This window comes from Eubacterium limosum, assembly GCF_000807675.2.
Lineage (GTDB): Bacteria > Bacillota > Clostridia > Eubacteriales > Eubacteriaceae > Eubacterium > Eubacterium limosum.
Genome location: NZ_CP019962.1, coordinates 3,161,399 through 3,186,812 on the forward strand (window position 1 = coordinate 3,161,399; position 25,414 = coordinate 3,186,812).

Consider the following 25,414-nt stretch of genomic DNA (forward strand, 5'->3'; position numbering starts at 1 on the left):
ATATTGGATAATTTTAGTCCAATATTGCCGAAAAAACCATGCGGTCACCCGCATTTTAAAATTTCTTCTAAGCTACTGGCCTTCAATCGGTCGTTGAGCTCTTCCTGGATAACCATGAGGTGATTATGAAAGCAGCAGCTGCCGTGTTTTTCACACCATTCGCAGCGATATCCCGATTCCATGCAAGGGGACAGAGAACAGCTTCCATCAATGGCGCACATCAGATCATACAGAGATATGGCGCTGGTCGGCTTATTAAGGCTGCAGCCGCCTTCGCTGCCGCGGGCGATGCTCACCAGGCCGGCGCGTTCCAGTTTTTTGATGATTTTGTAGGCAAAGGCCTTCGGAATTTGTTCCTCGTCCGAAAGCTGGCTCACAGAACGGCGCTCGCCGTCGGCCAGAGAACGGACAAGTCTCAATGCATAATCGGTTTCTCTCGTAATCAGCACAAATGTAATCCTTTCAAATTTATAAACTCATTATAGCAATGTGGATAAAAATAGTCAAGTATAAAAAATTGTCATTTTCTTATCTGGATAAAAGGCGCAGTCCCGGGCAGCGCATCTTTCTGACAGCTTAAAAAAAGATCGGCACAATTTTGCGCCGATCTTTTTTTAAGCATATTCGGGTCAGGCCAGCGGTGCGCAGGGGCAGGCAGTCAGCCTTTCGTCATCCGGTTCAATGGTCTCGCTGTCACTGATGGGGTTTTCAAAATGCAGGGCGCCGCCGCAGACGTCGGCATAAACGGTGAGCACGACCATGCCGTCGCCCTCAGGATGCCTGGTATCGTCGCAGATACCGCCCATACGGCAGCGATCCGTCACGTTCAGCTTAAAGTTCTCCGGTATAATCACATTGACGCCGCCATTTCTCACCTCAATGTCCAGGTCATATTGCTTTTTGTCGGCCTTCACCTGGGAAAGGTCAACGCTCATGCCGCCGCAGAACACGCCGATCTTCATATCCTGCATGGGCACGTCACCCACGATTTTATTTTTACCGCCGCAGATAACGCACTGGTCCAGAGCGTTTCCGGTCTTATCCATGCTTTCCTCAAAATCGTGCCCCTTTTTCAGAACACAGGCGAAAAAGGCTGTGGAGGCGGCAAAGGTAAAGGCCGCGGTGCCGAGTAGTAGGTCCTTGAATTTCATGTTAAATCTCCTTGCATATGATGTTACGATTAATAATAGCACCTTTTTCTTTAAAATAGAATAGGGGCGGAGGATTCTTAACCGATTTAAGCGAAGATGATTATGAAAACGTTGCTGTATACAATTTTTAATCTAAAATTAAAAAAGTGTGGTATAATAAGTGCGAAGCTTTATTCAGACAGAGTAAGCAAAATAACAAAGAATGTGAGATGCAGAACATTTGGAATATATATATAAAAGAAAATACAGTGAAGAATTTTTGGAAATCGTGAGCGACATCATCGATCATCCTAAATTTCAGGAGCTGAGAGACATCGACCACCACGGCAATGGGCTTTACGCGCATTCGGTGGCGGTTGGCTACAACTCATACCTCATTGCCAAAAAGCTGGGCCTTGACTATGTCTCAGTGGCGCGCGGCGCTCTGCTGCACGACTTCTTTTTCCAGGACTGGCGCGATAATGAGAAAGACGGCAGGGGATTTGACCGTATCCGTCAGATGCACGGCTTCAGCCATCCCAAGACAGCCCTTAAAAACGCAAGGAAATATTTTAATATCAACGATAAAGAGGCAGACATGATTGTCAAGCACATGTTTCCGCTCACCATTACCCCGCCGATGCACCGCGAAAGCTGGGTGGTCACAGCGGTGGACAAGGGTGTTGCCATTAAAGAGATGGTTTGCGAGCATACTCCGCGCAAGCTGTACTACAAGTTAAGATTTCAAGACTAGCCTGGCTTAGTTTTTTAAATAAAATAGAGATTCTGGAGGAAGACATTGGGTTTGAAACATTTAGAAGAGATTGAAAAAGCGAAAGCACATTTTGGTAAAATTCTGGAAGAACAGTTCGTGCGTATTGACCGCATGAAAGCCGAAAGCGAATTTGTCGACTATGCGTCTAAAGATCAAATCGTGATCGGGATTGTCGGCGGCGACGGCATCGGCCCTTTCATTACCGCGGAAGCCGAAAAGGTTCTGGCGTTTCTGCTAAAGGATGATGTGGAAAAGGGACGGGTTGTCTTTAAGGAAATCGACGGCCTGACCATCGAAAACCGCGCAGCCTGCGGCAAGGCCATTCCAAACGATGTCCTGGCAGAATTAAAGGAATGTGACGTTATTTTAAAAGGGCCAACCACCACCCCGAGAGAAGGGGATAAATGGCCGAACATCGAGAGCGCCAACGTAGCCATGCGCCGTGAGCTGGATTTGTTCGCCAACGTGCGTCCGGTTTCTGTTCCCGAAAAGGATATTGACTGGACCTTCTACCGTGAGAACACCGAGGGCGGCTACGCAGTCGGCAGTAAGGGCGTCCATGTCAATGACGACCTGGCCATTGACTTCACCGTCACCACCCAGGAGGGCTCAGAGAGAATTATCCGCGCGGCTTTTGACTACGCGAAAAAATCCGGTAAGAATAAGGTGACAGTGGTCACCAAAGCCAATGTCATCAAAACAACCGACGGCAAGTTTTTAGATACCGCCAAGGCCATCGCGAAGGAATACCCGGAAGTGGAAATGGATGACTGGTATATTGACATCATGACCGCCAAGCTGGTCGATGAAAAACGCCGTTCCCAGTTCAATGTGATGGTACTGCCCAACCTTTACGGCGATATCCTGACCGATGAGGCGGCCGAGTTCCAGGGCGGTGTTGGCACCGCGGGCTCTGCAAACATTGGCAAGCGCTACGCCATGTTTGAAGCCATCCACGGCTCAGCGCCGAGAATGGTCGACGAGGGACGCGGCCAGTACGCGGACCCGTGCAGCATTATCCGCGCTGCCGGCATGCTGCTCGAACACATCGGCTATATGAACGAAGCCAGAAAGCTCCAGATGGCTCTGGACATCTGCGGCAATTTTGAAAAGAAGCTGGCGATTACCGGCCGCGATACCGGCGCCACCGGCGCGGAATATGCCGAATACCTGATGAATACCCTTTCTCAGGATAATCTGGAAGAAGTGTTTAACAGCTATCAAAAATAAATCAGCATTTGAGAAAAGACTTGTTTAGACGAACAAGTCTTTTTTAGTCGGTTTTTATATAAAATTTAGGTTGGCCGTATATAATAGAAGTGATCGTGCAATAAAATCCCGATGAAGGAGCGATGCGTATGCTCGAAAAATTAAATCTTGATGTCGAAGTTGAAAAAGCGGTTTATAAGGAAGAAAAAGATGCCCTGTCCATTAAGCTGGGCGCCCTGCAGCGCCGGATAAAGGAGCTGGGAATACCGGTGCTGATTATTTTTGAGGGCTGGGACGCCGCGGGCAAGGGGACGTTGATCAACGACCTGATGATCCCGCTGGACCCCAGAAACTTTGTGGTGTACAATGCCATCAAGCCCAACGATGATGAAATCAACCGGCCCCTGCTGTGGCGCTACTGGACCAAAACACCGGAAAAAGGGCGGATGGTCCTGTTTGACCGCAGCTATTACAGCGACCTGGTTCACCGGCAAAAGCTGGACAAGGACGAGCTGAAGCTGCTCCTGCACCAGGCCAATGATTTTGAGAAGGTTCTGGCACAAAACGGGACAGTCATCATTAAGTTTTTTATCCACATCAGCCAGAAGGAGCAGAAAAAGCGCTTTGAAAAGCTGGAGGAAAACCCATCCACCAGCTGGCGTGTGACCGGGGAGGACTGGCGTGAGAATAAGAACTATGACAAAATATATAAAAAGCTCAACCACACGTTGGAGGCCACCGACACCGACTGCGGGCCCTGGACACTGGTGGAAGGCCATAATAAGGACTACGCCTGCCTGAAAATTTACAATACCCTTGCATTCCGGCTCGAAAAGGAAATCGAGAAGGTAGAAAACGCTGAAAAGCCAGTGCTCCAGCCCCTCATCTCAGCAGAGGACGACCCATACCGCACCCCGGTGCTGGAATCTGTGGACATGGACAAGGGCATGGATCGGGAGACTTACAAGGAAGAACTGAGAAAATGCCAGAAAAAGCTGCGGGATCTCGAGTATCAGATTTACAGCCGCCGTATCCCCGTCATTATCGGCTTTGAGGGCTGGGACGCCGGAGGCAAGGGCGGGGCCATCAAACGCCTTTGTGAAAACCTGGACCCCAGGGGCTACCGCGTTTATCCCACCGCTGCGCCCACCAGTGAGGAGCTGGCCCACAACTGGCTCTGGCGTTTCTGGAAAACGGTGCCCAAGCGCGGGCATTTCAGCATTTACGACCGCACCTGGTACGGCCGGGTAATGGTTGAGCCCATTGAAGGCTTCTGTACTGCCGACGATTACCGACGGGCATTCCGGGAGATCAACGATTTTGAAAAACAGCTGACCGATTTTGGGGCAGTGGCGCTGAAATTCTGGATGAACATCAGCAGGGACGAACAGGAGAAGCGCTTCAAGGAGAGGGAAAACGACCCGGACAAGCAGTGGAAGATTACCGATGAGGACTGGCGCAACCGCGAAAAATGGGACGCCTATGTGGTGGCTGTGGACCGGATGCTATTAAAAACCTCAACCGAAAACGCGCCCTGGATCGTGGTGGAGGGCAATGACAAGTACTACGCCCGCATCAAGGTGCTGAAAACCGTCATCGAGGCCATCGAGAAGAAAATAGCAGAGCTGGATGCCTGAAAAATGGAAAGAAGCGCTGTTTTAAGCGTGAAGTGAAAAGAATGGCGCTGAAAACCTGTTCAAAACGGCGAAGAGACGTCAAAATTTGTCCAAAAAATACCCGAAATCAAAATTTTACCTGTCAAATTTTTAACAGAGATTTCTGTACGAAAAATAGGACAAAAAATTATCCGAAAAGGTGTGTATACACCCTAATTGAATTGTGTTATAATCGTTAAAGGTAAAAATTTGTTATACACAATTAATACATTTTTAAATGCTTAATTTCTAAGGAGGAATATCATGTCCAAAACAATGATGACAATGGATGGGAACCAGGCTGCTGCTCACGTGGCATACGCCTTTACTGAAGTAGCTGGCATTTTCCCAATCACCCCGTCTTCCCCAATGGCCGAACACGTTGACGCCTGGTCTGCACAGGGAAGAAAAAACATTTTTGGAGAAACCGTCAAAGTATCTGAAATGCAGTCTGAAGGGGGCGCCGCTGGTACAGTCCACGGTTCTTTGGCTGCCGGTGCTTTAACAACAACCTTTACAGCTTCTCAGGGTCTTTTATTAATGATCCCGAATATGTATAAAATCGCCGGTGAATTATTACCAGGCGTATTCCATGTATCTGCCCGTACACTGGCTGCTCACGCTTTATCTATCTTCGGCGACCACGGCGACGTTATGGCCTGCCGCCAGACTGGTTTCGCAATGCTGGCGACCGGTTCTGTACAGGAAGTCATGGATTTAGGCGGCGTTGCGCATTTAGCTGCCATCAAATCAAGAATTCCGTTCTTACACTTCTTCGACGGCTTCAGAACCTCTCATGAAGTTCAGAAGGTTGAAGTCATGGATTATGAAGCTTACAAGAAAATGGTTGACTGGGATGCAATTCAGGCATTCAGAGACCACGCTTTAAATCCGGAACACCCTGTAACAAGAGGTACCGCCCAGAATGGCGATGTCTTCTTCCAGGCACGTGAAGCCTGCAACAAATTCTACGACGCTGTTCCAGACATCGTTGCAGAATACATGGACAAAGTCTCCGCAGAAACCGGCAGAGAATACCATCCGTTCAACTACTACGGCGATCCGGATGCTGAAAACATCATTGTTGCTATGGGTTCAGTTACAGACTGTATCGAAGAAACCATTGACTACATGGCTGCACAGGGCGAAAAGGTTGGTGTGCTGAAGGTACACTTGTTCAGACCTTTCTCTGAAAAATACTTCTTTGAAGCATTACCGAAAAATGTTAAACGTATCTGTGTCTTAGACAGAACAAAAGAACCTGGCGCTCTCGGCGATCCTTTATACCAGGATGTCTGCACCATTTTCTACGGCAAGGAAAACGCGCCTCTGATCATTGCGGGCCGTTACGGCTTAAGCTCCAAGGATACCACTCCTGGCCAGATCAAGGCTGTTTATGACAACCTGAAATTAGATACACCGAAAGATAAATTCACCATCGGTATCGTCGATGATGTTACCTTCACTAACCTGGAAGTAACAGACAACATCCATACTGTTCCAGAAGGAACCAAGGGCTGTAAATTCTGGGGTCTGGGTTCTGACGGTACTGTCGGCGCCAACAAAAACTCCATCAAAATCATCGGTGACCACACCGACTTATACGCTCAGGGCTACTTTGACTATGACTCCAAGAAATCCGGCGGTATCACCGTTTCTCACTTAAGATTCGGTAAACAGCCGATCAAGTCACCATACCTGATCGTTAACTCTGACTTTATTTCCTGCTCTACACAGGCTTATGTACACCAGTATGACCTGTTAAACGGCCTGAAAAAAGGCGGCACATTCTTACTGAACACCGTCTGGTCTGTCGATGAACTGGGCGAACGTTTACCAGCGAGCATGAAACGCTACATGGCTGAAAATGATACTGAGTTCTATATCATCAACGCAACCAAGGTTGCAGAAGAAATTGGTCTTGGCCGCAGAACCAATACCATCATGCAGGCAGCTTTCTTCAAACTGGCCGACATCATTCCAATTGATGACGCGGTTAAGTTCATGAAGGAAGGGATCATGAAATCCTACGGTAAGAAGGGTGACAAGATTGTCAACATGAACTACGAAGCTGTTGACGCTGGTATCAACCCGGATATCTTAACCAAGGTAGAAATTCCTGCTGACTGGGCAAACGCACAGGACGAAGCAGTAGAAGCCAAAGACGAACCAAAATTCGTTAAGGAAATCCTGCGTCCGGTTAACCGTTTCGAAGGCAACAGCATTCCAGTTTCCGCTTTCGTCGACAATGAAGACGGGACTTACATGGCTGGTTCTTCCGCTTATGAAAAACGTGGTATCGCTGTAAATGTACCACAGTGGATTCCGGAAAACTGTATCCAGTGTAACCAGTGTTCATTCGTATGCCCACACGCTGCGATCCGCCCGGTATTAATGGACGAAGCTGAAAAAGCGGCTGCTCCGGAAGGCTTTGACAGCATCAAAGCGAACGGTAAACAGTTCGACGGCTTACAGTACAGAATCCAGGTCAGCGTATTAGACTGTACAGGCTGCGGCAACTGTGCTGACGCATGTCCGGCTAAGACAAAAGCACTGGAAATGAAACCTCTTGAAACTCAGGAAAATCAGGTTGCTAACTGGGAATATGCGACAACTGTTCCAGTTAAAGACGACCGTATGAATAAATACACCGTTAAGGGCAGCCAGTTCTGCCAGCCGCTGCTTGAATTCTCCGGCGCTTGTGCTGGTTGTGGTGAAACACCATACATCAAGGCTGTTACCCAGTTATACGGTGACCGCATGATGATCGCCAACGCTACCGGCTGTTCTTCAATCTGGGGCGCTTCAACACCGTCCACACCATACTGCAAGAACGCTAAGGGTCAGGGTCCTGCATGGGCGAACTCCCTGTTCGAAGACAATGCAGAATATGGCTTCGGTATGTTACAGGCAAGCAACAAGATCAGAGAAACCCTTGCGAACTACTTAGCAGCAATTGCGGAAACTGCACCTGAAGCAGTTAAAGCAGCAGCGAACAAGTGGATTGAAAATAAAGAAGACGCAGAAGGCTCTAAAGAAGCATCTGCCGAATTAAAAGCCGCTCTGGAAGGCTACTCTGTAGACGACCAGGTACTGGCAGATAAACTGAAATTCGTTAAGGACAACGCAGATCACTATGTCAAGAAATCCGTATGGGTATTCGGTGGTGACGGCTGGGCTTACGATATCGGATACGGCGGTTTAGACCATGTATTAGCCTCCAAGGAAGACATCAATGTATTCGTTCTGGATACAGAAGTTTACTCCAACACTGGCGGCCAGGCTTCTAAATCTACTCCGACCGGTGCCGTTGCACAGTTCGCAGCATCCGGCGAAAGAATCAAGAAAAAAGACCTTGGTATGATGGCAGCTACCTACGGCTACGTTTATGTTGCCCAGGTTGCCATGGGTGCTGACAAAAACCAGTACATGAAGGTATTACAGGAAGCAGAAGCTTATCCGGGTCCATCCCTGATCATTGCTTACGCACCATGTATCAACCACGGTATCAAGGGCGGTATGGGCCGTACCCAGTCTCATGAAGCAGATGCTGTTGCATGCGGCTACTGGCACTTATACCGTTACAACCCAATGCTGAAAGCCGAAGGCAAGAACCCATTCACACTGGATTCTAAAGAACCAGATTTCAGTAAATTCCAGGATTTCATCAACAGCGAAGTTCGTTACACCTCATTACGTTTAAGCTTCCCAGAAGTTGCTGATCAGTTATATGAAAAAGCACAGGAAGAAGCTGAAGAACGCTATGCAGGCTACAAACGCATGGCTGCACAGGAATTCTAATCCAAGCTAAAACATACAAAGCCCCCGGACTCCATATGGAATCCGGGGGCTTTTTTATGGTTATTGCCGGTACAGATAAAGTTTTGCGTTTGTCTATTCTCCAAAAGGGTATCTTATAGAGAGAAATACCGAAAGGAGAGAGCAAGCATGTTTTTTGACAGAATTTTTGATATAAATGATAAGGAAGAACGCGTTTATAAGCGCTACCTGAATGGAGAATGGTTAGGCGGAAGTGATGAGGGGCAGACCCTTGCCATTAAATCGCCAATCGACGGCTCTCTGGTGGGCCGGATACTGGCCATGAGCAGAGAAGAGGTGGATGAGGCCATTGCCAGCACAAAGGACAGCCTTCAGGCATGGGCCGAAATGCCCATCTATGAACGGGCAGAAATTTTCTATGCTGCCGCGGATCTTTTTGAAAAACATCTGGACGAGATGGCAGAGGTTCTGGTGCGGGAGGTCGCAAAGGATCTGGCCTCAGCCCGCTCCGAGGTCGAGCGCACCGCGGACTTTTTAAGATATACCGCCGACGTGGGAAAGAGTATGGCCGGCGAAGCCATCAGCGGCGATAATTTTCCAGGCGGCACCCGCAACAAAATATCCTATGTGACCAGAGTTCCCCTTGGCACGGTTCTGGCCATCTCACCCTTTAACTATCCGGTAAATCTGGCCATGTCTAAAATCGCCCCGGCACTCATCGGCGGCAACACCGTGATTTTAAAACCAGCGACCCAGGGAGCCATCAGCTCGCTGCATTTGGTGGAAATCCTCAATCGGGCTGGCTTGCCAACCGGCGTGCTGAATACCGTAACCGGCCGGGGAAGTGAAATCGGCGATTATGTGGTCACGCACAAGGGCATTAACTTTATCAACTTTACGGGAAGCACCGAGGTGGGACGCCATATCTCAAAAATATCCGAGATGGTGCCATTGCTCCTGGAGCTGGGCGGCAAGGACGCCGCCGTGGTCTTACCCGACGCAGACCTGGATTTTGCGGCCAATAATATTGTGTCCGGTGCCTTTTCCTACTCAGGACAGCGCTGTACCGCAGTTAAGCGGATCCTCGTACAGGAGGAAGTGGCAGACGCTCTGGCTGAAAAACTGAAAGCCCGTGTCGAAAAACTGAACGTCGGTGACCCCTGGAAAAACGCTGCAGTGGTTCCGCTTATCGACGACAAGTCAGCAGATTTTGTCCAGGGGCTGGTGGATGACGCGCTGAACAAGGGGGCGGAACTCCTGACAGGGAATAAACGCGAGAAAAACCTGTTTTATCCAACGCTTTTGGACCATGTGACCAAAGATATGGAAATTGCATGGGAAGAGCCCTTTGGCCCTGTTTTGCCCATTATTCGGATAAAAAGCGTGGAGGAAGCCATCGAGATCGCCAACGCCTCAGAATACGGCCTTCAGTCCTCTGTTTTTACCAATAATATCAACCAGGCTTTCTACATTGCCAACCACCTGGAGGTGGGGACCGTACAGATCAATAATAAGACCGAGCGCGGCCCCGACCATTTCCCGTTTTTAGGTGTAAAAGCCTCAGGCATGGGCACCCAGGGGGTAAAATATTCCATCGAAGCCATGACCCGGCCAAAGGCCATGGTAGTCAATATCCAGAAGATTGATTAAGGAATAAACAAAAAAATATCATTTAATATTGAAATTTTACCCGGATTTTGCTATAATAACCTCAAGCAAAGCATACCAACGGAAGAATGCCCCGGGCAGACTGCTCCACCGCAACTGTGAAAGTCAGATACGTGTTTTGTCAGTTTCGCGTGGAAGCATCAAAGAGGTAAATTTTGAAGAACCTCCACCGAAAACAGGTGGAGGTTCTTTTTTTAGCCCTCCGGCGGGCCGGAGCCGGGCTGTGAAAATATGAAATGATAGCAGGAGGTAAAACATGGATTTTTACAAGGTAGTGACGGCTAATGACCGCAAGTCATTTGAAAAGCAGCTGAATGAAGCCCATGAGGAGGGCTACCATATCAATAAGGACGGCATACAGGTCAACACCAACGGGGTGGGCCTGAACCTGATCTATACGGCAGTCATGTGCCGGAAGTCCTGAGCGGGATGTAAAATGAAGCGAGCCCGGCACAAAACTGTACCGGGCTCTGTTTATGCGGGCTGGTTGAAAAAGCGTTTGAAGTTTTCGACAATCTCATCAATATTTTTTTCAGTGAGGATGAGCGGCGGGTAGATCATCACAAATTGTGGAACCGCCGCGAATTTTTTTACAAGAATACCCTTTTCCTTCATAAACTGCACAAAGCTGCCTGCGACCGCTTCCTTTTTAAAATCAATGAACAAAATCAGGCCTTTTCCCTTAATGCTGAATTTTCGGCCGCAGTTGGCCTCAAGGGCCCGCAGCTTACCCTGGAACCGAGTACCCAGCGCCTGAATTTTTTTAGACAGGTTTGAGGATTCCATGAAGCCGAGGACAACCTTCAGCATGATATAGTTGGGCACGTCCTCCAGAACAACCCTGGATTCCTGAATGGCGAAAAGCTTGTTGATCCGCTTTGTCATGGACACAAAGTGTACGGTGCGGTGGTTGTACAGGCTGCCGTTGTAAATGAGGACATCGGGCTGGACGTCATAGAGCTTATAGGAAAAAATCGGCCCGGTCCGGTAAAAACCGGCTGTAGAATCATCCCAGATAATGGGGATGTTAAACTTGGCGAGCAGGTCCAGGATCGGCTCCAGCAGGTCTTTTTTCGCGATGGAGGCGTCACTTGTGACAATGGGGTTGATGATACAGCCCGCCAAAGCGCTCCGGTGCTTTTTGAGAATGACACGTATGGTTTTGAGCTCAGGAAAAACCGTATTTTTGATGCCGTCAATGTTGACCTTTGGATCATCGGCGATGAGCTCCTCGAATGAATAAATCTGGTCGGCAAATTCCTCGGGGAAAACACCTGGGAGCTTTTCAAGGCAGAGAAATTCCGTCTTGCCGCGCTTGGAGGACAGAGCCTTGAGCAGACGTGGGTAGGGGTTTTCAGAGTTAAAATAGGTTACAGCCAGCTTTTTAGGTAAATGCGGCTTGAGCTGCGCGTCCAGGTCATGCAGGAGCGCCTCCAGATCCACAGGCTTATTTTCCCTTTGATAATCCTTAACCATGGCGTTGATATCCCGGTTAATGGTGGGGTTATTATAACCGCAGCTCCACAGCAGACTGTCCGTATAAAAGCTGAGGTACATATTTTCATCGGTGTCGGTCAGAGTTTGAAGGCTTCCCTTGGAAATATCAACAATCCCGTCGAAGGAATCCGTCAATTCCTCATTAAACATTTTTTTGGTTTCGTTTTTACTCATGTTTACCTCCCTCTAAATAGAACTAACCTTATTTTCCCTTAAAACTAAGAAAATGACAAGTGATTTTAATAAATTCCGGGATAACCTGAAATAAAAAAGCAACGTCCTTAAAGGAACGTCGCTTTTCTTAAGAATTTAATTATTTGGTTGCATCAACAGCGTTTAACGCATCGTTAATGGAACGGACCATTGCTTCCGGATCAATGCCGTGGGCAAGACATCCCTGTTCAATATTTTCAAAGCGGGCAGCCATACAGCCAAAGCAGTGCATTCCATATGCCTGGAAAACCGGCACAGAATCAGGATATTTTTCAACGGCTTCTAAGATGCCCATATCTTTTGTTACTCTATCCATATTGTTCACCTCCAAATGGTTATTATAATCATACTATACCCTTATTATATAGTTTGAAAAAGATTTTGGCAAGAGTATAAAGAAAAAAGAAAGGCAATTACTTGAAAAAAATAAGAGGCCGTTGTATAATATATACGATAGGGGAATTTTCTATAAAGGGGTGTATAATGTGATAACCGACAAAGTAGTGGTACAAAACCGTGCTGGACTCCATGCAAAACCAGCATCTTTGTTTGTACAAACGGCCAATAAGTTCAAGAGCGAAATTTACATCAGTAAAGGCTCAACACGTGTAAACGCTAAAAGCATTATGGGTGTAATGATTTTAGCTGTTCAAAAGGGCGATGAGATCGTAATTGAAGCCTCGGGCGATGATGAAAAGCTCGCGGTCGAAAAGTTAATAGAACTCATTAATAATAAATTCGGTCTGCCCGATGAATCTTAACAAAATGTAAACTAAGAAAAGTATGGATGGGTTCATTCATACTTTTCTTTTGTTAACGCGGCATTTACCGCGCTTTTTACGATTTTAATGACAACAAAGGAGTTTTTATGCGCAAAATACTGATCGCCATTTCCTTCTTTACCCGCTTTCCCATAAAGCTGAAGGATGTGAGCGAGGAAGAATTTTATGATTCAATGATTTTTATGCCGCTCGTAGGTCTTCTGGTTGGGGCGATCCTGTTCGCGGTCTCCTGGGCACTATCCTATATTCATGTCATCCAGCTCCAGGCCCTCTTTACCATGATTGTCTATATCTGGATTACCGGCGGCCTGCATCTCGATGGCTTTGCCGATACAGTGGACGCCCTGTTCTCGGCCAGGGATCACGCGAAAATGATGGAGATTATGAAGGACAGCCGCCTGGGTTCCTTTGGGGCCATCGGCCTGATCCTGCTGTTTCTGACCATCTGGTCCTGCTATACAGTCATCCTGCCCGAAAACCTGTTGATTCTGATCCTTATGCCAGTTATCGGCCGATACTGCGCCATACAGACCTGCTGCTTCTCAACCTACGCCGAGGGCGGCGGCGGACTGGGGCGCCGGATTGTCGAGATGACCAAGCCCTGGCATGTGCTGCTCTATCTGGTGCTGATCCTGCCCTTTGCCTGGTTTGCCATTGGGCCGGTGGCTTTTTGGGCCGCACTGGGAACTATAGTCATCAATTTAGGGCTCATGCTCTATCTACAGCATAAAATCGGGGGCATTACCGGCGATACCATCGGCCTGACCATTGAACTGACCCAGACGATTTTTCTGGTGGTGCTGGCAGTTATTCAGGCGAATTGGATGCTTCTGGCAGCGTGATGGCTATGAAAAACCAATGCTTACCAACCAATCGGCAGGAAATGCGTGACCGCGGCTGGGCAGAGATTGACTTTGCCCTGGTTACGGGGGACGGCTATGTGGATCACCCCTCCTTTGGGGCGGCGGTGATCTCCCGGGTTTTGGAAAGCCATGGCTACCGGGTGGGCATTATCGCCCAGCCCGACTGGCACAGCACCGGGGATTTCGAGGTCTTTGGCCGCCCGCGCCTGGGGTTTATGGTGACAGCCGGGAACCTCGATTCCATGGTCAGCCACTATACTGTCAATAAAAAGAGGCGGAAAAAAGATGTGTATACGCCGGGAGGCGCTGCCGGCCGGCGGCCAGACCGGGCCACCATTGTCTACTGCGGTAAAATACGCGAAGCCTACAAGGATATTCCGCTGATTATCGGCGGGATCGAAGCCAGCCTGCGGCGTTTTGCCCATTATGACTACTGGCAGAATAAGGTGCGGCGCTCGATACTGTTTGACAGCCGGGCCGATCTTCTGGTCTATGGCATGGGCGAAAAAGCCATTGTCGAGATTGCGGACAGCCTTAATGCCGGCATTCCGGTATCCGAATTAAACTACATTAAAGGTACAGCCTGTATCATTAAAGAAATGCTTTCGGATTGTGTGGAATTGCCGGGCTGCGAAGCGGTGACCGCGGATAAAAAGGCTTATGCCGAAGCGGCAAAAGTCATTCATGGGAGCAATGATCCCTTTAACCCAAGGCCATTTATCCAGGCGACCGGCAACCGGTACCTGTGCCAGAATCCGCCGCAGATGCCGCTGACCGAGGCAGAGATGGACGAAATCTACGGACTGCCCTATACCTTTCGCCAGTGCGAAAGCTCGCTGGGAGACGGCGCGATTCCGGGAATTGAGGAAATAAAATTCAGTATTACAGCCAACAGGGGCTGTTTTGGGAATTGTCATTTCTGTGCCCTTGCCATTCATCAGGGGCGGTATATCCAAAAGCGAAGCAAGGCCTCCATTGTGGCCGAAGCAAAACGCATGATTAAAGATCCGGATTTTAAGGGCTATATCCATGATATCGGCGGTCCAACCGCTAATTTCAGAAATCCGGCCTGTGAAAAACAGAAAACAAAGGGCGTCTGCCCGCACAGGGAGTGTCTGTTTCCCAAGCCCTGCGAAAATCTGGACACGGACGAAAGTGAATATCTGGAGGTGCTGCGGGCAGTAAGGCAGCTGCCGGGCGTCAAGAAAGTATTTGTCCGCTCCGGCATTCGTTACGATTTTCTCCTGAAGGACAAAAATAAAAGCTTTTTTAAAGAGCTGGTGAAATACCACGTCAGCGGACAGCTGCGGGTAGCGCCAGAGCATGTGGCGGGGTCTGTGCTCCGCAGCATGGGAAAACCGGACTTTTCGGTTTATGAGCGTTTTCACCGGGAATTTGTCCAGTATGATAAACAGTTCAAGACCAATCAATTTGTGGTTCCTTATTTTATAACCGGCCACCCAGGCTGCACCCTGAGCGATGCCATCACCCTGAGTGAGTATATCCGGGACCATGGCGCTGTGCCCGAGCAGGTGCAGGATTTCTATCCGACGCCAGGCAGCATTGCCACAGCCATGTATTATACAGGCTATAATCCCTTTACCATGGAGTCCATGCATATTCCAAAGGACAGGGAAAAGCTGATGCAGCGCGCGTTGATCCAGTATAATCGGCCGGAGAACTACAAGCTGGTTCATGAGGCTTTGATAAAGGCCGGCCGGAGGGACCTGATCGGCAGCCACAAAGAGGCGCTGATCCCCGAAAAACCCCGCGGCGCAAAAATGGCCGGGGGAAAGGCTCCAGAGAAAAAGCCGGGAACCAAAGGTAAAAATAAAAGAAAAAATGGTGGTAAAAATGGAAATGGAAAAAAAACTAACCGAATCAATTGAAGACTATATTGAAACCATATATTTGGATTTTTCACAGGATAATCGGGGCGTCCGCATCACCGACCTTGCCCAGGCCATGGGGGTGAGCAAGGCCAGTGCCAACGACGCTGTCAAAAAGCTGAAATCCCTGGGCTATGTAGAGCATGAACGCTATGGCCAGATCTATCTGACCGACAGCGGCGAGGCCATGGGCATCAAAATCTATGAAAAACACTGCATTATTACCAAGTTTTTAAACCAGGTTCTGGATGTCAGCCCCAAGGTGGCAGAAAATGACGCCTGCTGTATTGAGCATATCATCAGCGATGAAACCTTTGAAAAGATGAAAGCCTATCTGAAGGATAGCGAATAAAAAAGACCGTGCCGTTCACCGTGAGCGGCGCGGTTTTTTATATGACAGACCAGGCATTTTCTGTTACAATAATCCTAACCGAGAAAGGAAAAGAAACCATTGAAGATAAAAGAGAGAATCACCATCGTGTTAGAGGATATTACCCATAGCGGCGAGGGCGTTGGCCGGGTCGACAATATGATCGTATTTGTGGACGGCGGCGTGCCGGGCGACACGGTGGAAATTGAGATAACAGCTATCAAAAAGACCTATATGACCGGAAAGATTTTAAAATTGATTATCCCTTCCGGGAAACGGCAGGAGCCGCCGTGCCCTTATTTTGGCCGCTGCGGCGGCTGCCAGCTCCTGCAGGTGCAGTACGATGCCCAGCTTGCCATCAAGCATAAAATCGTCACCGACGCACTGGAAAGAATCGGCGGGATTAAGGACGTTCCGGTAAACGCCGTGATCGGCATGGAGACGCCATACCGCTACCGCAATAAAGCCCAGTTTAAAATCAGCGGTAAAGGCGTGGGCTTTTTCGCCAAGCGAAGCCATCAGATCGTCCCCATCGAAGACTGCCTGACCCAGCCCGAAAGCTGTGTACAGGTCATTGAAACCTTTAACGCGCTGTTGAAAGACGGCTGCTTTGAGCTTTACGACGAGCAGCAGCATACAGGCTTTTTGAGAGGAATTGTCCAGAGAACCAACGAGCAGGGCGAAAATATGATTGTGATCGTGGGAAACGGAAAAAAACTCAAGCATAAAGATAAAATTCTTCAGGCCATTACCGAGAGAATTCCAGACGTGCGCTCCGTCTACCTGAATGTCAATACTACCAGAGGGAACGCCGTGCTGGGCAGAGAAAACCACCTGCTGCTGGGCACACCGCAGATTGAGGAGCGCATTGGCGATCTGAGCTTTCTGATCTCGCCCAATTCCTTTTTCCAGGTGAATACCCGCCAGACAAAGGTGCTGTATGATCTGGTGAAAAGGATGGCCGCCTTAACCGGTGCCGAAACACTTTTCGACCTTTATTGCGGCACAGGCACCATCGGTCTGTACCTGGCCCGCGAAGCCGCCCAGGTCTATGGCATCGAGATTGTGGAAAACGCCGTCCTCGACGCCCAGGAGAACGCTGAGCGCAACCAGATCGAAAATATCCGCTTTATCCAGGGAAAATCCGAAACAGAAGCCCCGAAATTGGCAGACGAAGGCATCCACCCCGATGTCATTGTCCTCGACCCGCCCAGAAAAGGCTGCGACCCCGCGCTCCTGGAAATGATCAAAAACCTGGCAGTCCCCAAAGTCGTCTACGTTTCCTGCAACCCCTCTACCCTGGCCCGCGACCTGAAAATTCTGCGTGAGTATGGGTATCAGGTGCAGGAGGTACAGCCTGTGGATTTGTTTCCTGGGACGGGGCATGTGGAGACGGTATGTTCGTTGACTCAAAAATAAAAATATCGAAAAAACGACCGGATGAAAGAAAGGAAAAAATCATGGCTAAAAAGAACAACGCCAATATTGGTTTTGAAAAACAAATATGGGATGCTGCCTGTGTCCTTTGGGGGCACATTCCGGCAGCAGAATATAGAAAAGTAATTGTAGGGCTTATTTTCCTGCGTTATATTTCCAGTTCATTCGAGCGTCGTTATCAAGAGCTTGTCGCTGATGGTGATGGGTTTGAGGACGACCATGATGCATACACAATGGAAAATGTATTCTTTGTACCAGAAAAAGCAAGATGGAGTGTTATTTCTTCATCAGCTCACGCACCAGAGATTGGCACTGTCATTGATAATGCAATGAGAGCAATCGAAAAAGAAAATGCCAGCCTTAAAAATGTATTACCAAAGAATTATGCCAGCCCTGACCTTGATAAACGGGTATTGGGCGATGTAGTCGACCTTTTTACCAATATGGATATGGGTGGTACAGAAGACAGCAAAGATCTTTTAGGACGTACCTATGAATACTGTATCGCACAGTTTGCGGCATATGAAGGCGTTAAGGGTGGAGAATTCTATACGCCATCAAGTATCGTAAAGACACTCGTCGCTGTTTTAAAACCATATAGTAATTGTCGGGTATATGATCCTTGTTGTGGTTCTGGAGGTATGTTTGTCCAGAGTGCAAAATTTATTCAGGCCCATAGTGGAAATAGAGGCTCTGTCTCTGTATATGGTCAGGAGTCCAATGCGGATACATGGAAAATGGCCAAGATGAACATGGCCATACGTGGCATTGATGCTGACTTTGGTCCATATCAAGCGGACACATTTTTTAACGATTTACACCCGACATTGAAAGCTGATTTCATTATGGCAAATCCTCCGTTTAATCTGTCGAACTGGGGACAGGATAAGCTGTTGGAGGACGTCCGCTGGAAATATGGAGTACCACCCGCCGGAAATGCCAACTACGCCTGGATTCAACATATGATCCATCACCTTGCCCCAAACGGGAAAATTGGTTTGGTACTTGCCAATGGTGCATTATCGACTCAGTCCAGTGGCGAGGGTGAAATCCGTAAAAAAATTATAGAGGCTGATTTGGTAGAAGGGATCATTGCCATGCCAACGCAGCTTTTTTATAGTGTTACGATTCCTGTGACATTGTGGTTTATCAGTAAAAACAAAAAGCAAAAGGGAAAAATCTTGTTTATCGACGCGCGTAAAATGGGATATATGGTTGATCGTAAGCATCGTGATTTCACAGATGATGATATCTCTAAGCTTGCAGATACCTTTACGGCTTTCCAAGATGGTATTCTGGAAAATGTGAAGGGCTTCTGCTCAGTCGCTGATCTTGCCGCAATTGAAAAGCAGGATTATATCCTCACCCCTGGACGCTATGTAGGTATTGAGGAGCAAGAGGATGATGGAGAGCCCTTTGAAGAAAAAATGAACAGGCTTACATCTGAGCTGTCGGATATGTTTGCCAAGTCGCATGAATTGGAGGAGGAAATTCGAAGAAAGCTGAAGGCGATCGGGTATGAAATATAAATTAGAGCAACTTGCCAGAATTAAGTATGGGAAAAATCAGAAAAAAGTCGTATCTGACAATGGTACTATACCAATTTATGGCACAGGGGGATTGATGGCATATGCTATGGAACCTCTTTATGATAAACCGTCTGTCCTGATTGGAAGAAAAGGGTCAATAGATAAAGTCAGATATGTTACGCATCCGTTCTGGACGGTAGATACTTTGTTCTACACAATAATAAATGAAAAAATTGTAAGACCTCAATATTTGTATTATCTTATGAAACAGGTCGATTTGCTTCAGCTTAATGAGGGAACTACAATCCCAAGTTTGAGAACGGAAACCCTTAACCGATTAGAATTCGATGTGCCATATTTAAAAGAACAGGATAAAGTAATATCTGTTATCGAACCGATTGAACGGAAAATTGAACTAAATACTGCGATAAACAAGAATTTAGAGCAGCAAGCAGATGCAATATTCACTCAGGAATTCCTTGAATTTGACGAACTGCCAAATGGTTGGAAACAAGGCAGTTTGCTTGATATTGCTGACTATCTAAATGGTCTTGCAATGCAAAAGTATCGTCCAAAAGATGTTGAAAAAGGTATCCCTGTTCTGAAAATAAAGGAACTTCGGCAAGGCGCTTGTGACGCTAACAGCGATTTATGTTCCCCGAGTATCAAACCAGAATATATCGTCCATGATGGGGACGTGATATTCTCTTGGTCCGGTAGCCTTCTTGTCGATTTTTGGTGTGGAGATATCTGTGGATTGAACCAGCACTTGTTCAAAGTATCTTCAAGTCAATATGACAAATGGTTCTACTATGCGTGGACTAATTATCACCTGTCTAAGTTTGCAGCCATTGCGGCTGACATGGCAACAACTATGGGGCATATAAAACGTGAAGAACTTTCCAAGTCAGAGGTCTTTATTCCATCTGATGCAGACTATTTTCGCATTGGTAGCGTTCTTGCTCCAATTTATAAATTGATAATTACTAATCGCATTGAAAATCGCAAATTGGTTACATTACGGGATATTCTTTTGCCACAACTCATGTCCGGCGAGCTTGATGTTTCAGACATCGACATTTAAGCCGCTAAATTCTTGTTTAAAATATACCAATAGCTCTTGCGAGTGGTGAGAGTTGAATTAAGGGACTGCCACTCCATAGTCGTTCTCTATAATGAAAAGGAGAAATGACTATGAAACAAAAACTAATCACAGAAGTTTTACAGGGGATGCTTGGCACCTTGAATAATGCACAGCTTGAAAAATTGCAAAAAGTGCTGGAGCATACCTTGTTTGACAAAGAAGTCACTGAGGCTGTATCAGATGATATGGTTGCACCCAATACAAAACTTTTAGATGCTTTCCTTGCGGCAAAACGCATCGAAGGCTGTTCTGAAAGATCGTTGACATATTATAAAACCACGATAGAAACAATGCAGAAAAAGGTGGATAAAAGTATTCAAACAATCGAAACAGAAGACCTTCGTACTTATCTCACAGAGTATCAAAAAGAGAAGCAATCCAGTAAAGTGACCATTGATAATATTCGAAGAATTCTATCCAGTTTCTTTGCTTGGCTGGAAGATGAAGATTATATCATCAAAAGTCCAGTACGTCGGATTCATAAGGTGAAAGCGGCATTGACGATCAAGGAAACTTACACAGATGAAAATCTGGAAACCATGCGTGATAATTGTGTGGAACTTCGGGATTTGGCGTTGATTGATATGCTTGCTTCAACTGGAATGCGTGTCGGTGAGCTGGTGCTATTAAATCGTAGAGATATCAATTTCGAAGAAAGAGAGTGCGTTGTATTTGGTAAAGGCAGCAAGGAGCGCATGGTTTATTTTGATGCCAGAACAAAGATACATTTGCAAAACTACTTGGATAGTAGAATAGATGATAATCCAGCATTGTTCGTTTCACTTAAGGCACCATATAATCGCTTGAAAATTGGCGGCGTTGAGGTAAGACTTCGTAATCTTGGAAAACAGCTTGGAATCAACAAAATGCACCCGCATAAGTTCAGGAGAACGCTTGCGACGATGGCAATTGATAAAGGAATGCCGATTGAGCAGCTACAACAACTGCTGGGACACCAGCGGATAGATACGACATTGCAATATGCAATGGTAAAACAGAGCAACGTAAAAATTGCTCATAGAAAATTTATAGGATAGAGAGATATGAAAAAATGACAGGGTGGAAGAAAGTTTGTCTCGGAGATATCATTGAAGCAAATGGTAGTACCTATTCTTCAAAAGATGACTGGAGTTTTGTGAATTATTTAGATACAGGAAATATCACTAAGAATGAAATTGGAAACATTCAGTTTATAGACTTAACTTGCGAAAAACTTCCGAGCAGAGCAAAAAGGAAGGTTAAGTTTGATAGCATCCTTTATTCGACTGTTAGACCTAATCAGCTACATTATGGAATAGTAAAGAAACAGCCTGAAAATTTTTTGGTTTCAACAGGATTTATTGTTGTTGATGTAGATACCACACAGGCTGTTCCTGATTTTGTGTATTATCTCCTTACACAGAATGAAATTACTGAGCATTTGCAGGCAATTGGTGAACAAAGTGTTTCTGCTTATCCATCAATTAAACCTACAGATATTGAAAACATAGAAGTGTTTTTGCCTGATATGGAAAGACAGAAGAAAATTGTATCAATTCTTATATCAATTGATAATAAAATAAGAGAAAATAAAGCGATAAACAAGAATTTAGACTATCAATTGGTAGCTTAAAGGTCGATTTCAGAGATATTCAATTCACCAGACATAAGTTTCGGAAGAAGACTATCTCTGAGCATCTTAAGATTTCTGTTTTCTGTAATGTTTAAGGTTATTGCTCATACATACTTCCGCATATGTCATTGAATTTTTCAAGCATTTGTATCTGGAATAACGACGTTCAATGAGCGTTGTGGAATTTAGGTTTAGTTCCCCAAGTTATTCGCCAGTACCGTATGGACTGGAAATTAAATATATATCTTGTCCAGATGAACCATTTGTCATTTTTGGTTGAATCTGGGAACGAAAAACTGTTCCTACATTAGCACCTACATTTGAAATAATGATTTCATCACCATGTAGACTACTTTTAGATAAAAAATCATAAGATTCATCAGAAATGTATATCATTTCTGAAATATCAAAATTATTATTGTAGTCAGTTAAACGTATTAATACATTGTTTGTTTCCTCTGATAAATAAGTTACATTTTCTGCTAGTGATTTAAAGCTGCCATTCGCGACATAATCAGTAACTAGCACATCGAGTTCGGATATACTTTTTTTAGACCAACTATCGGCAAAGGCTTATCTCCATATATGTAAGGACCAAACCATGAGTTAAAGATTGCTAATGCTTGCTGCTCTAAATTCTTGTTTAAAATGAAACGATAAATAAAAATCAAGCCTCAGATGGAGGCGTTGCGATAGAAAAAACGACAAAGGAGTGATAACTATGCCAGGATTTTATACAGAAGCGGATTATGAAAATTCGATCATAGAATTATTTCAAAATATGGGGTACCGCTATGTTTATGCCCCGGATCTTGAGCGGGATTTCCATTGCCCTTTATATGAAGATGAGCTTAATGAGGCGCTGCATCGCCTGAATGATATGTTGCCTGAAGATGCGATTCAGGATGCACTATATAAGCTCAAAAATTTTGAGAATGGCGAGTTGGTACAACAGAATGCTGTGTTTATGGACTACCTGCAGCATGGTATCGAAGTGCGCTACTTTTTAGAAGGCGAGGAACGCTCCGGTCTCGTCTATCTTGCAGATTTTAAAAATCCTGAAAACAACTCCTTTGTTGTAGCAAATCAGTGGACATTTGTTGAAAATAGCAATAAGCGTCCAGATATACTATTGTTTCTTAATGGGATGCCAGTCGTACTTGTGGAGTTGAAATCTCCGTCACGAGATGAAACAGATGCATCAGAAGCTTATTTGCAGATACGTAACTATATGCAGGAAATTCCATCCATGTTTATTTATAACTGTATCTGTGTTATGAGCGACCACCTGACCTCAAAAGCCGGAACGATTACCTCCGGCGAAGACCGTTTTATGGAGTGGAAAACCAAAGATGGAAATTATGAAAATACGCAATATGCTCAGTTCGATACTTTTTTTGAAGGAATGTTTGACAGAGAACGGTTGCTGGATATTATAAAGAATTTTATCTGCTTTTCCAATGAAGGATTAATACAGTTTAAAATACTTGCTGGCTATCACCAGTATTTTGCTGTTAATAAAGCGGTAGAATCCACAAAGAAGGCGTCATTGACCGATGGAAAAGGCGGCGTCTTCTGGCATACACAGGGCAGTGGAAAGTCCCTGTCGATGGTATTCTATGCGCATTTATTGCAAGATGCTCTGGACAGTCCTACGATTGTTGTTCTTACGGATAGAAATGATCTTGATGACCAGCTTTATGGGCAATTTGCGAAATGTAAAAATTTTCTTCGTCAGGAACCAGTGCAGGCTGAAAGCCGAGAACATTTAAAAACTTTATTAGATGGCAGACAGGCGAACGGTATTATTTTTACCACTATGCAAAAATTTGAAGAATCCCAAGAGTCGCTATCTGAACGTCGAAATATTATTGTTATGGCCGATGAAGCACATCGTGGACAGTATGGTCTAAAAGAAAAAGTAGACGCTACAACGGGAAAAATCAAGGTCGGGACTGCGCGCATCATTCGCAACAGTCTGCCAAATGCTACCTATATTGGTTTTACCGGAACGCCGATTTCTACAAAGGACAGAAGTACGCGTGAGGTCTTTGGTGATTATATTGATGTTTATGATATGACACAGGCAGTGGAAGATGGCGCAACTAAACCGGTTTACTATGAGAGTCGTGTTATCAATTTAAAGTTGAACACGGAAACTCTGAAATTGATTGATGCCGAGTATGACATTATGGCAAACAATGCTGATCCAAAGGTCATTGAAAAAAGTAAGCGTGAGCTAGGACAAATAGATGCAGTTCTTGGAAATGACCAGACGATCGCATCATTGGTTGATGACATTCTTGATCACTATGAGAATTATCGTGAAAATATGCTGACGGGAAAAGCTATGATTGTTGCTTATTCTCGTGCTATCGCTATGAAAATATATCGCCGCATTTTGAAACTTCGTCCGGGATGGACAGAAAAAGTGGCGGTCGTTATGACAGAAAGCAATAAAGATCCTGAGGAATGGCGTCAGGTGATTGGCAATAAGCGGCATAAAGATGAACTTGCAAAGAAGTTTAAGGATAACAATGGCCCATTAAAGATAGCGATTGTTGTCGATATGTGGCTGACTGGGTTTGACGTTCCCTCTCTTGCAACCATGTATGTCTATAAACCGATGCAGGGGCACAACCTGATGCAGGCGATTGCACGCGTCAATCGTGTGTTTAAAGATAAAGAAGGTGGACTGGTTGTAGATTATGTTGGGATTGCTTCCGCTCTGAAGGAAGCGATGAATGATTATACGAATCGTGATAGGAAGAACTATGGCGATACAGACGTCGCAAAAGTAGCATTTCCGAAGTTTTTGGAAAAATTGTCTGTTTGCCGTGATATATTTCATGGATATGATTACTCAAAATTTATGACAGGGTCCGACTTGGAACGCTCTAAAGCGATAAGCGGTGCAGTTAATTTTATTGTTGCAGTAGACAGAGAAAAGGAACGAGATGACTTCATCAAGGAATCTCTGATGCTCCGTCAGGCATTATCATTATGTGCGTCTTTGGTTGAAGAACAGTTACGAATAGAAGCGGCGTTTTTTGAGGCAGTGCGTGTTTTAGTAATGCGCTTAATGAATAAAGGAGAAGGTAAGAAAATTTCTTTGCTAGAAATGAATGCCCGAATCAATGAACTTTTAAAACAGAGTATTAAGAGTGATGGCGTTATCAATTTGTTTTCGGATGTTTCTGAGGAATTTTCCTTGTTTGATCCAAAATTTCTTGATGAAATATCAAAAATGAAAGAGAAAAATCTTGCTGTCGAACTGTTGAAAAAACTGATTGCAGAACAAGTACAGATTTATCGCCGCACCAACGTTGTAAAATCAGAAAAATTCAGTGAAATTATACAGAGTGCAATGAACAGGTATCTGAATGGGATGCTGACAAACGAACAGGTCATTGAAGAACTGTTAAATCTGGCTAAGCAGATAGCGGCTGCACAGATGGAAGGAAATCAACTTGGACTAACGGCTGATGAGCTTGCCTTTTATGATGCGCTGACGAAGCCGCAGGCCATTAAAGATTTTTATGAAAATGAAGAGCTGATTGCGATTACTAAAGAGTTGGCAGAAACACTTCGAAAGAACAGAACAATTGACTGGCAAAAGCGTGATTCTGCCAGAGCTAAGATGCGAATGATGATAAAAAAACTATTGAAAAGGCATCGTTATCCGCCTGAAGGTATGGAAGATGCAGTACAAACTGTTATGACACAGTGTGAACTGTGGACAGATAACTCTGATATGGAAGAAAAAACGATCCCTTTTTATAAAGAAGCCACTTACGACATAGAGGCCCAGACTGTATCAATGGTTGCTGAGTGTACTACTTCATACGAAAAAGAATAATA

The 25,414-nt window shown here is 45.7% G+C and carries 21 protein-coding genes; 16 read left to right on the forward strand and 5 right to left on the reverse strand.

The genetic code is table 11. The features are described 5' to 3' along the window. Positions 1–44: 44 nt before the first annotated feature. Together B2M23_RS14815 and B2M23_RS14820 are read right to left on the reverse strand one after the other, a co-directional pair. On the reverse strand, positions 45–449 hold the full coding sequence (locus B2M23_RS14815) for an RrF2 family transcriptional regulator (protein WP_013379829.1): 405 nt from the start codon (positions 447–449) through the stop codon (positions 45–47). Between the two features lie 180 nt (positions 450–629). Then, complete coding sequence (locus B2M23_RS14820; protein ID WP_038354170.1) at positions 630–1,151, reverse strand: hypothetical protein; 522 nt, start codon at positions 1,149–1,151, stop codon at positions 630–632. A 220-nt stretch (positions 1,152–1,371) separates the two neighbouring features. Here B2M23_RS14820 and B2M23_RS14825 point away from each other — a divergent pair, with 220 nt between their 5' ends. The 6 genes from B2M23_RS14825 to B2M23_RS21290 all read left to right on the forward strand — a co-directional run bounded on the left by B2M23_RS14825 (position 1,372) and on the right by B2M23_RS21290 (position 10,641). Continuing rightward, positions 1,372–1,884 carry an HDIG domain-containing metalloprotein gene (locus B2M23_RS14825; protein WP_052237500.1) on the forward strand — a complete coding sequence of 171 codons (513 nt, stop codon included), beginning with the start codon at positions 1,372–1,374 and terminating at the stop codon, positions 1,882–1,884. Between the two features lie 45 nt (positions 1,885–1,929). After that, on the forward strand, positions 1,930–3,135 hold the full coding sequence (locus B2M23_RS14830; RefSeq protein WP_038354169.1) for an isocitrate/isopropylmalate family dehydrogenase: 1,206 nt from the start codon (positions 1,930–1,932) through the stop codon (positions 3,133–3,135). Positions 3,136–3,263: 128 nt separating this feature from the next. Further along, positions 3,264–4,751: a polyphosphate:AMP phosphotransferase gene (pap, locus tag B2M23_RS14835; RefSeq protein WP_038354168.1), complete on the forward strand. Its 1,488-nt coding sequence runs from the start codon at positions 3,264–3,266 to the stop codon at positions 4,749–4,751. A 282-nt stretch (positions 4,752–5,033) separates the two neighbouring features. Continuing rightward, positions 5,034–8,570 (forward strand): pyruvate:ferredoxin (flavodoxin) oxidoreductase, encoded by a 3,537-nt coding sequence (gene nifJ, locus B2M23_RS14840; protein ID WP_038354167.1) that lies wholly within the window; start codon positions 5,034–5,036, stop codon positions 8,568–8,570. A 147-nt stretch (positions 8,571–8,717) separates the two neighbouring features. Further along, positions 8,718–10,199, forward strand: a complete 1,482-nt coding sequence (locus tag B2M23_RS14845; RefSeq protein WP_052237499.1) for an NADP-dependent glyceraldehyde-3-phosphate dehydrogenase — start codon at positions 8,718–8,720, stop codon at positions 10,197–10,199. A gap of 274 nt (positions 10,200–10,473) precedes the next feature. Next, positions 10,474–10,641: a hypothetical protein gene (locus B2M23_RS21290; protein WP_013379836.1), complete on the forward strand. Its 168-nt coding sequence runs from the start codon at positions 10,474–10,476 to the stop codon at positions 10,639–10,641. Positions 10,642–10,691: 50 nt separating this feature from the next. On the opposite strand, the gene B2M23_RS14850 is transcribed toward B2M23_RS21290, so the two are convergent. Next, positions 10,692–11,888 carry an aminotransferase class III-fold pyridoxal phosphate-dependent enzyme gene (locus tag B2M23_RS14850; protein ID WP_038354166.1) on the reverse strand — a complete coding sequence of 399 codons (1,197 nt, stop codon included), beginning with the start codon at positions 11,886–11,888 and terminating at the stop codon, positions 10,692–10,694. 139 nt (positions 11,889–12,027) lie between these two features. Further along, positions 12,028–12,243, reverse strand: a complete 216-nt coding sequence (locus B2M23_RS14855) for a DUF1858 domain-containing protein (RefSeq protein ID WP_038354165.1) — start codon at positions 12,241–12,243, stop codon at positions 12,028–12,030. Positions 12,244–12,412: 169 nt separating this feature from the next. Between B2M23_RS14855 and B2M23_RS14860 the strand changes: the two genes are divergently transcribed. From B2M23_RS14860 to B2M23_RS14900, 9 genes are all read left to right on the forward strand, one after another. Then, the gene (locus B2M23_RS14860; RefSeq protein WP_038354235.1) at positions 12,413–12,688 is read left to right on the forward strand and encodes an HPr family phosphocarrier protein; all 276 of its coding nucleotides are present in this window, start codon (positions 12,413–12,415) and stop codon (positions 12,686–12,688) included. Between the two features lie 107 nt (positions 12,689–12,795). Then, complete coding sequence (gene cobS / locus B2M23_RS14865; RefSeq protein ID WP_038354164.1) at positions 12,796–13,551, forward strand: adenosylcobinamide-GDP ribazoletransferase; 756 nt, start codon at positions 12,796–12,798, stop codon at positions 13,549–13,551. A gap of 5 nt (positions 13,552–13,556) precedes the next feature. Next, positions 13,557–15,461: a YgiQ family radical SAM protein gene (locus B2M23_RS14870; protein WP_242945812.1), complete on the forward strand. Its 1,905-nt coding sequence runs from the start codon at positions 13,557–13,559 to the stop codon at positions 15,459–15,461. Then, on the forward strand, positions 15,427–15,813 hold the full coding sequence (locus tag B2M23_RS14875) for a metal-dependent transcriptional regulator (RefSeq protein ID WP_052237498.1): 387 nt from the start codon (positions 15,427–15,429) through the stop codon (positions 15,811–15,813). Before B2M23_RS14870 ends, B2M23_RS14875 begins: the two co-directional genes overlap by 35 nt. A 99-nt stretch (positions 15,814–15,912) precedes the next feature. Then, positions 15,913–17,250 carry a 23S rRNA (uracil(1939)-C(5))-methyltransferase RlmD gene (gene rlmD, locus B2M23_RS14880; protein ID WP_038354162.1) on the forward strand — a complete coding sequence of 446 codons (1,338 nt, stop codon included), beginning with the start codon at positions 15,913–15,915 and terminating at the stop codon, positions 17,248–17,250. A gap of 41 nt (positions 17,251–17,291) precedes the next feature. Then, positions 17,292–18,797 carry a type I restriction-modification system subunit M gene (locus tag B2M23_RS14885; RefSeq protein WP_038354233.1) on the forward strand — a complete coding sequence of 502 codons (1,506 nt, stop codon included), beginning with the start codon at positions 17,292–17,294 and terminating at the stop codon, positions 18,795–18,797. Continuing rightward, on the forward strand, positions 18,787–19,881 hold the full coding sequence (locus B2M23_RS14890) for a restriction endonuclease subunit S (protein WP_081571246.1): 1,095 nt from the start codon (positions 18,787–18,789) through the stop codon (positions 19,879–19,881). The genes B2M23_RS14885 and B2M23_RS14890 overlap by 11 nt, the downstream gene beginning before the upstream one ends. A gap of 110 nt (positions 19,882–19,991) precedes the next feature. Further along, on the forward strand, positions 19,992–20,978 hold the full coding sequence (gene xerA, locus B2M23_RS14895) for a site-specific tyrosine recombinase/integron integrase (RefSeq protein WP_038354281.1): 987 nt from the start codon (positions 19,992–19,994) through the stop codon (positions 20,976–20,978). Positions 20,979–20,992: 14 nt separating this feature from the next. After that, positions 20,993–21,553: a restriction endonuclease subunit S gene (locus B2M23_RS14900; protein WP_081571247.1), complete on the forward strand. Its 561-nt coding sequence runs from the start codon at positions 20,993–20,995 to the stop codon at positions 21,551–21,553. Positions 21,554–21,757: 204 nt separating this feature from the next. Here B2M23_RS14900 and B2M23_RS20975 read toward each other — a convergent pair whose 3' ends face one another. Further along, positions 21,758–22,081: a restriction endonuclease subunit S domain-containing protein gene (locus B2M23_RS20975; protein ID WP_152025455.1), complete on the reverse strand. Its 324-nt coding sequence runs from the start codon at positions 22,079–22,081 to the stop codon at positions 21,758–21,760. A gap of 193 nt (positions 22,082–22,274) precedes the next feature. Between B2M23_RS20975 and B2M23_RS14905 the strand changes: the two genes are divergently transcribed. Continuing rightward, a complete protein-coding gene (locus B2M23_RS14905) occupies positions 22,275–25,412 on the forward strand; it encodes a type I restriction endonuclease subunit R (RefSeq protein WP_038353978.1) in 3,138 nt (1,045 codons plus the stop codon). Positions 25,413–25,414: the final 2 nt, after the last annotated feature.

What these genes read in the sequence shown, in the direction of transcription:
- B2M23_RS14845 (WP_052237499.1), top strand. Translation starts at nt 8,718, where the DNA reads ATGTTTTTTGACAGAATTTTTGATATAAATGATAAGGAAGAACGCGTT.
- B2M23_RS14820 (WP_038354170.1), bottom strand. Translation starts at nt 1,151, where the DNA reads ATGAAATTCAAGGACCTACTACTCGGCACCGCGGCCTTTACCTTTGCC.
- B2M23_RS14890 (WP_081571246.1), top strand. Translation starts at nt 18,787, where the DNA reads ATGAAATATAAATTAGAGCAACTTGCCAGAATTAAGTATGGGAAAAAT.
- B2M23_RS14905 (WP_038353978.1), top strand. Translation starts at nt 22,275, where the DNA reads ATGCCAGGATTTTATACAGAAGCGGATTATGAAAATTCGATCATAGAA.
- B2M23_RS14885 (WP_038354233.1), top strand. Translation starts at nt 17,292, where the DNA reads ATGGCTAAAAAGAACAACGCCAATATTGGTTTTGAAAAACAAATATGG.
- nifJ (WP_038354167.1), top strand. Translation starts at nt 5,034, where the DNA reads ATGTCCAAAACAATGATGACAATGGATGGGAACCAGGCTGCTGCTCAC.
- cobS (WP_038354164.1), top strand. Translation starts at nt 12,796, where the DNA reads ATGCGCAAAATACTGATCGCCATTTCCTTCTTTACCCGCTTTCCCATA.
- B2M23_RS14855 (WP_038354165.1), bottom strand. Translation starts at nt 12,243, where the DNA reads ATGGATAGAGTAACAAAAGATATGGGCATCTTAGAAGCCGTTGAAAAA.
- B2M23_RS14870 (WP_242945812.1), top strand. Translation starts at nt 13,557, where the DNA reads ATGAAAAACCAATGCTTACCAACCAATCGGCAGGAAATGCGTGACCGC.
- B2M23_RS14900 (WP_081571247.1), top strand. Translation starts at nt 20,993, where the DNA reads ATGACAGGGTGGAAGAAAGTTTGTCTCGGAGATATCATTGAAGCAAAT.
- B2M23_RS14850 (WP_038354166.1), bottom strand. Translation starts at nt 11,888, where the DNA reads ATGAGTAAAAACGAAACCAAAAAAATGTTTAATGAGGAATTGACGGAT.
- B2M23_RS14875 (WP_052237498.1), top strand. Translation starts at nt 15,427, where the DNA reads ATGGAAATGGAAAAAAAACTAACCGAATCAATTGAAGACTATATTGAA.
- xerA (WP_038354281.1), top strand. Translation starts at nt 19,992, where the DNA reads ATGAAACAAAAACTAATCACAGAAGTTTTACAGGGGATGCTTGGCACC.
- B2M23_RS21290 (WP_013379836.1), top strand. Translation starts at nt 10,474, where the DNA reads ATGGATTTTTACAAGGTAGTGACGGCTAATGACCGCAAGTCATTTGAA.
- pap (WP_038354168.1), top strand. Translation starts at nt 3,264, where the DNA reads ATGCTCGAAAAATTAAATCTTGATGTCGAAGTTGAAAAAGCGGTTTAT.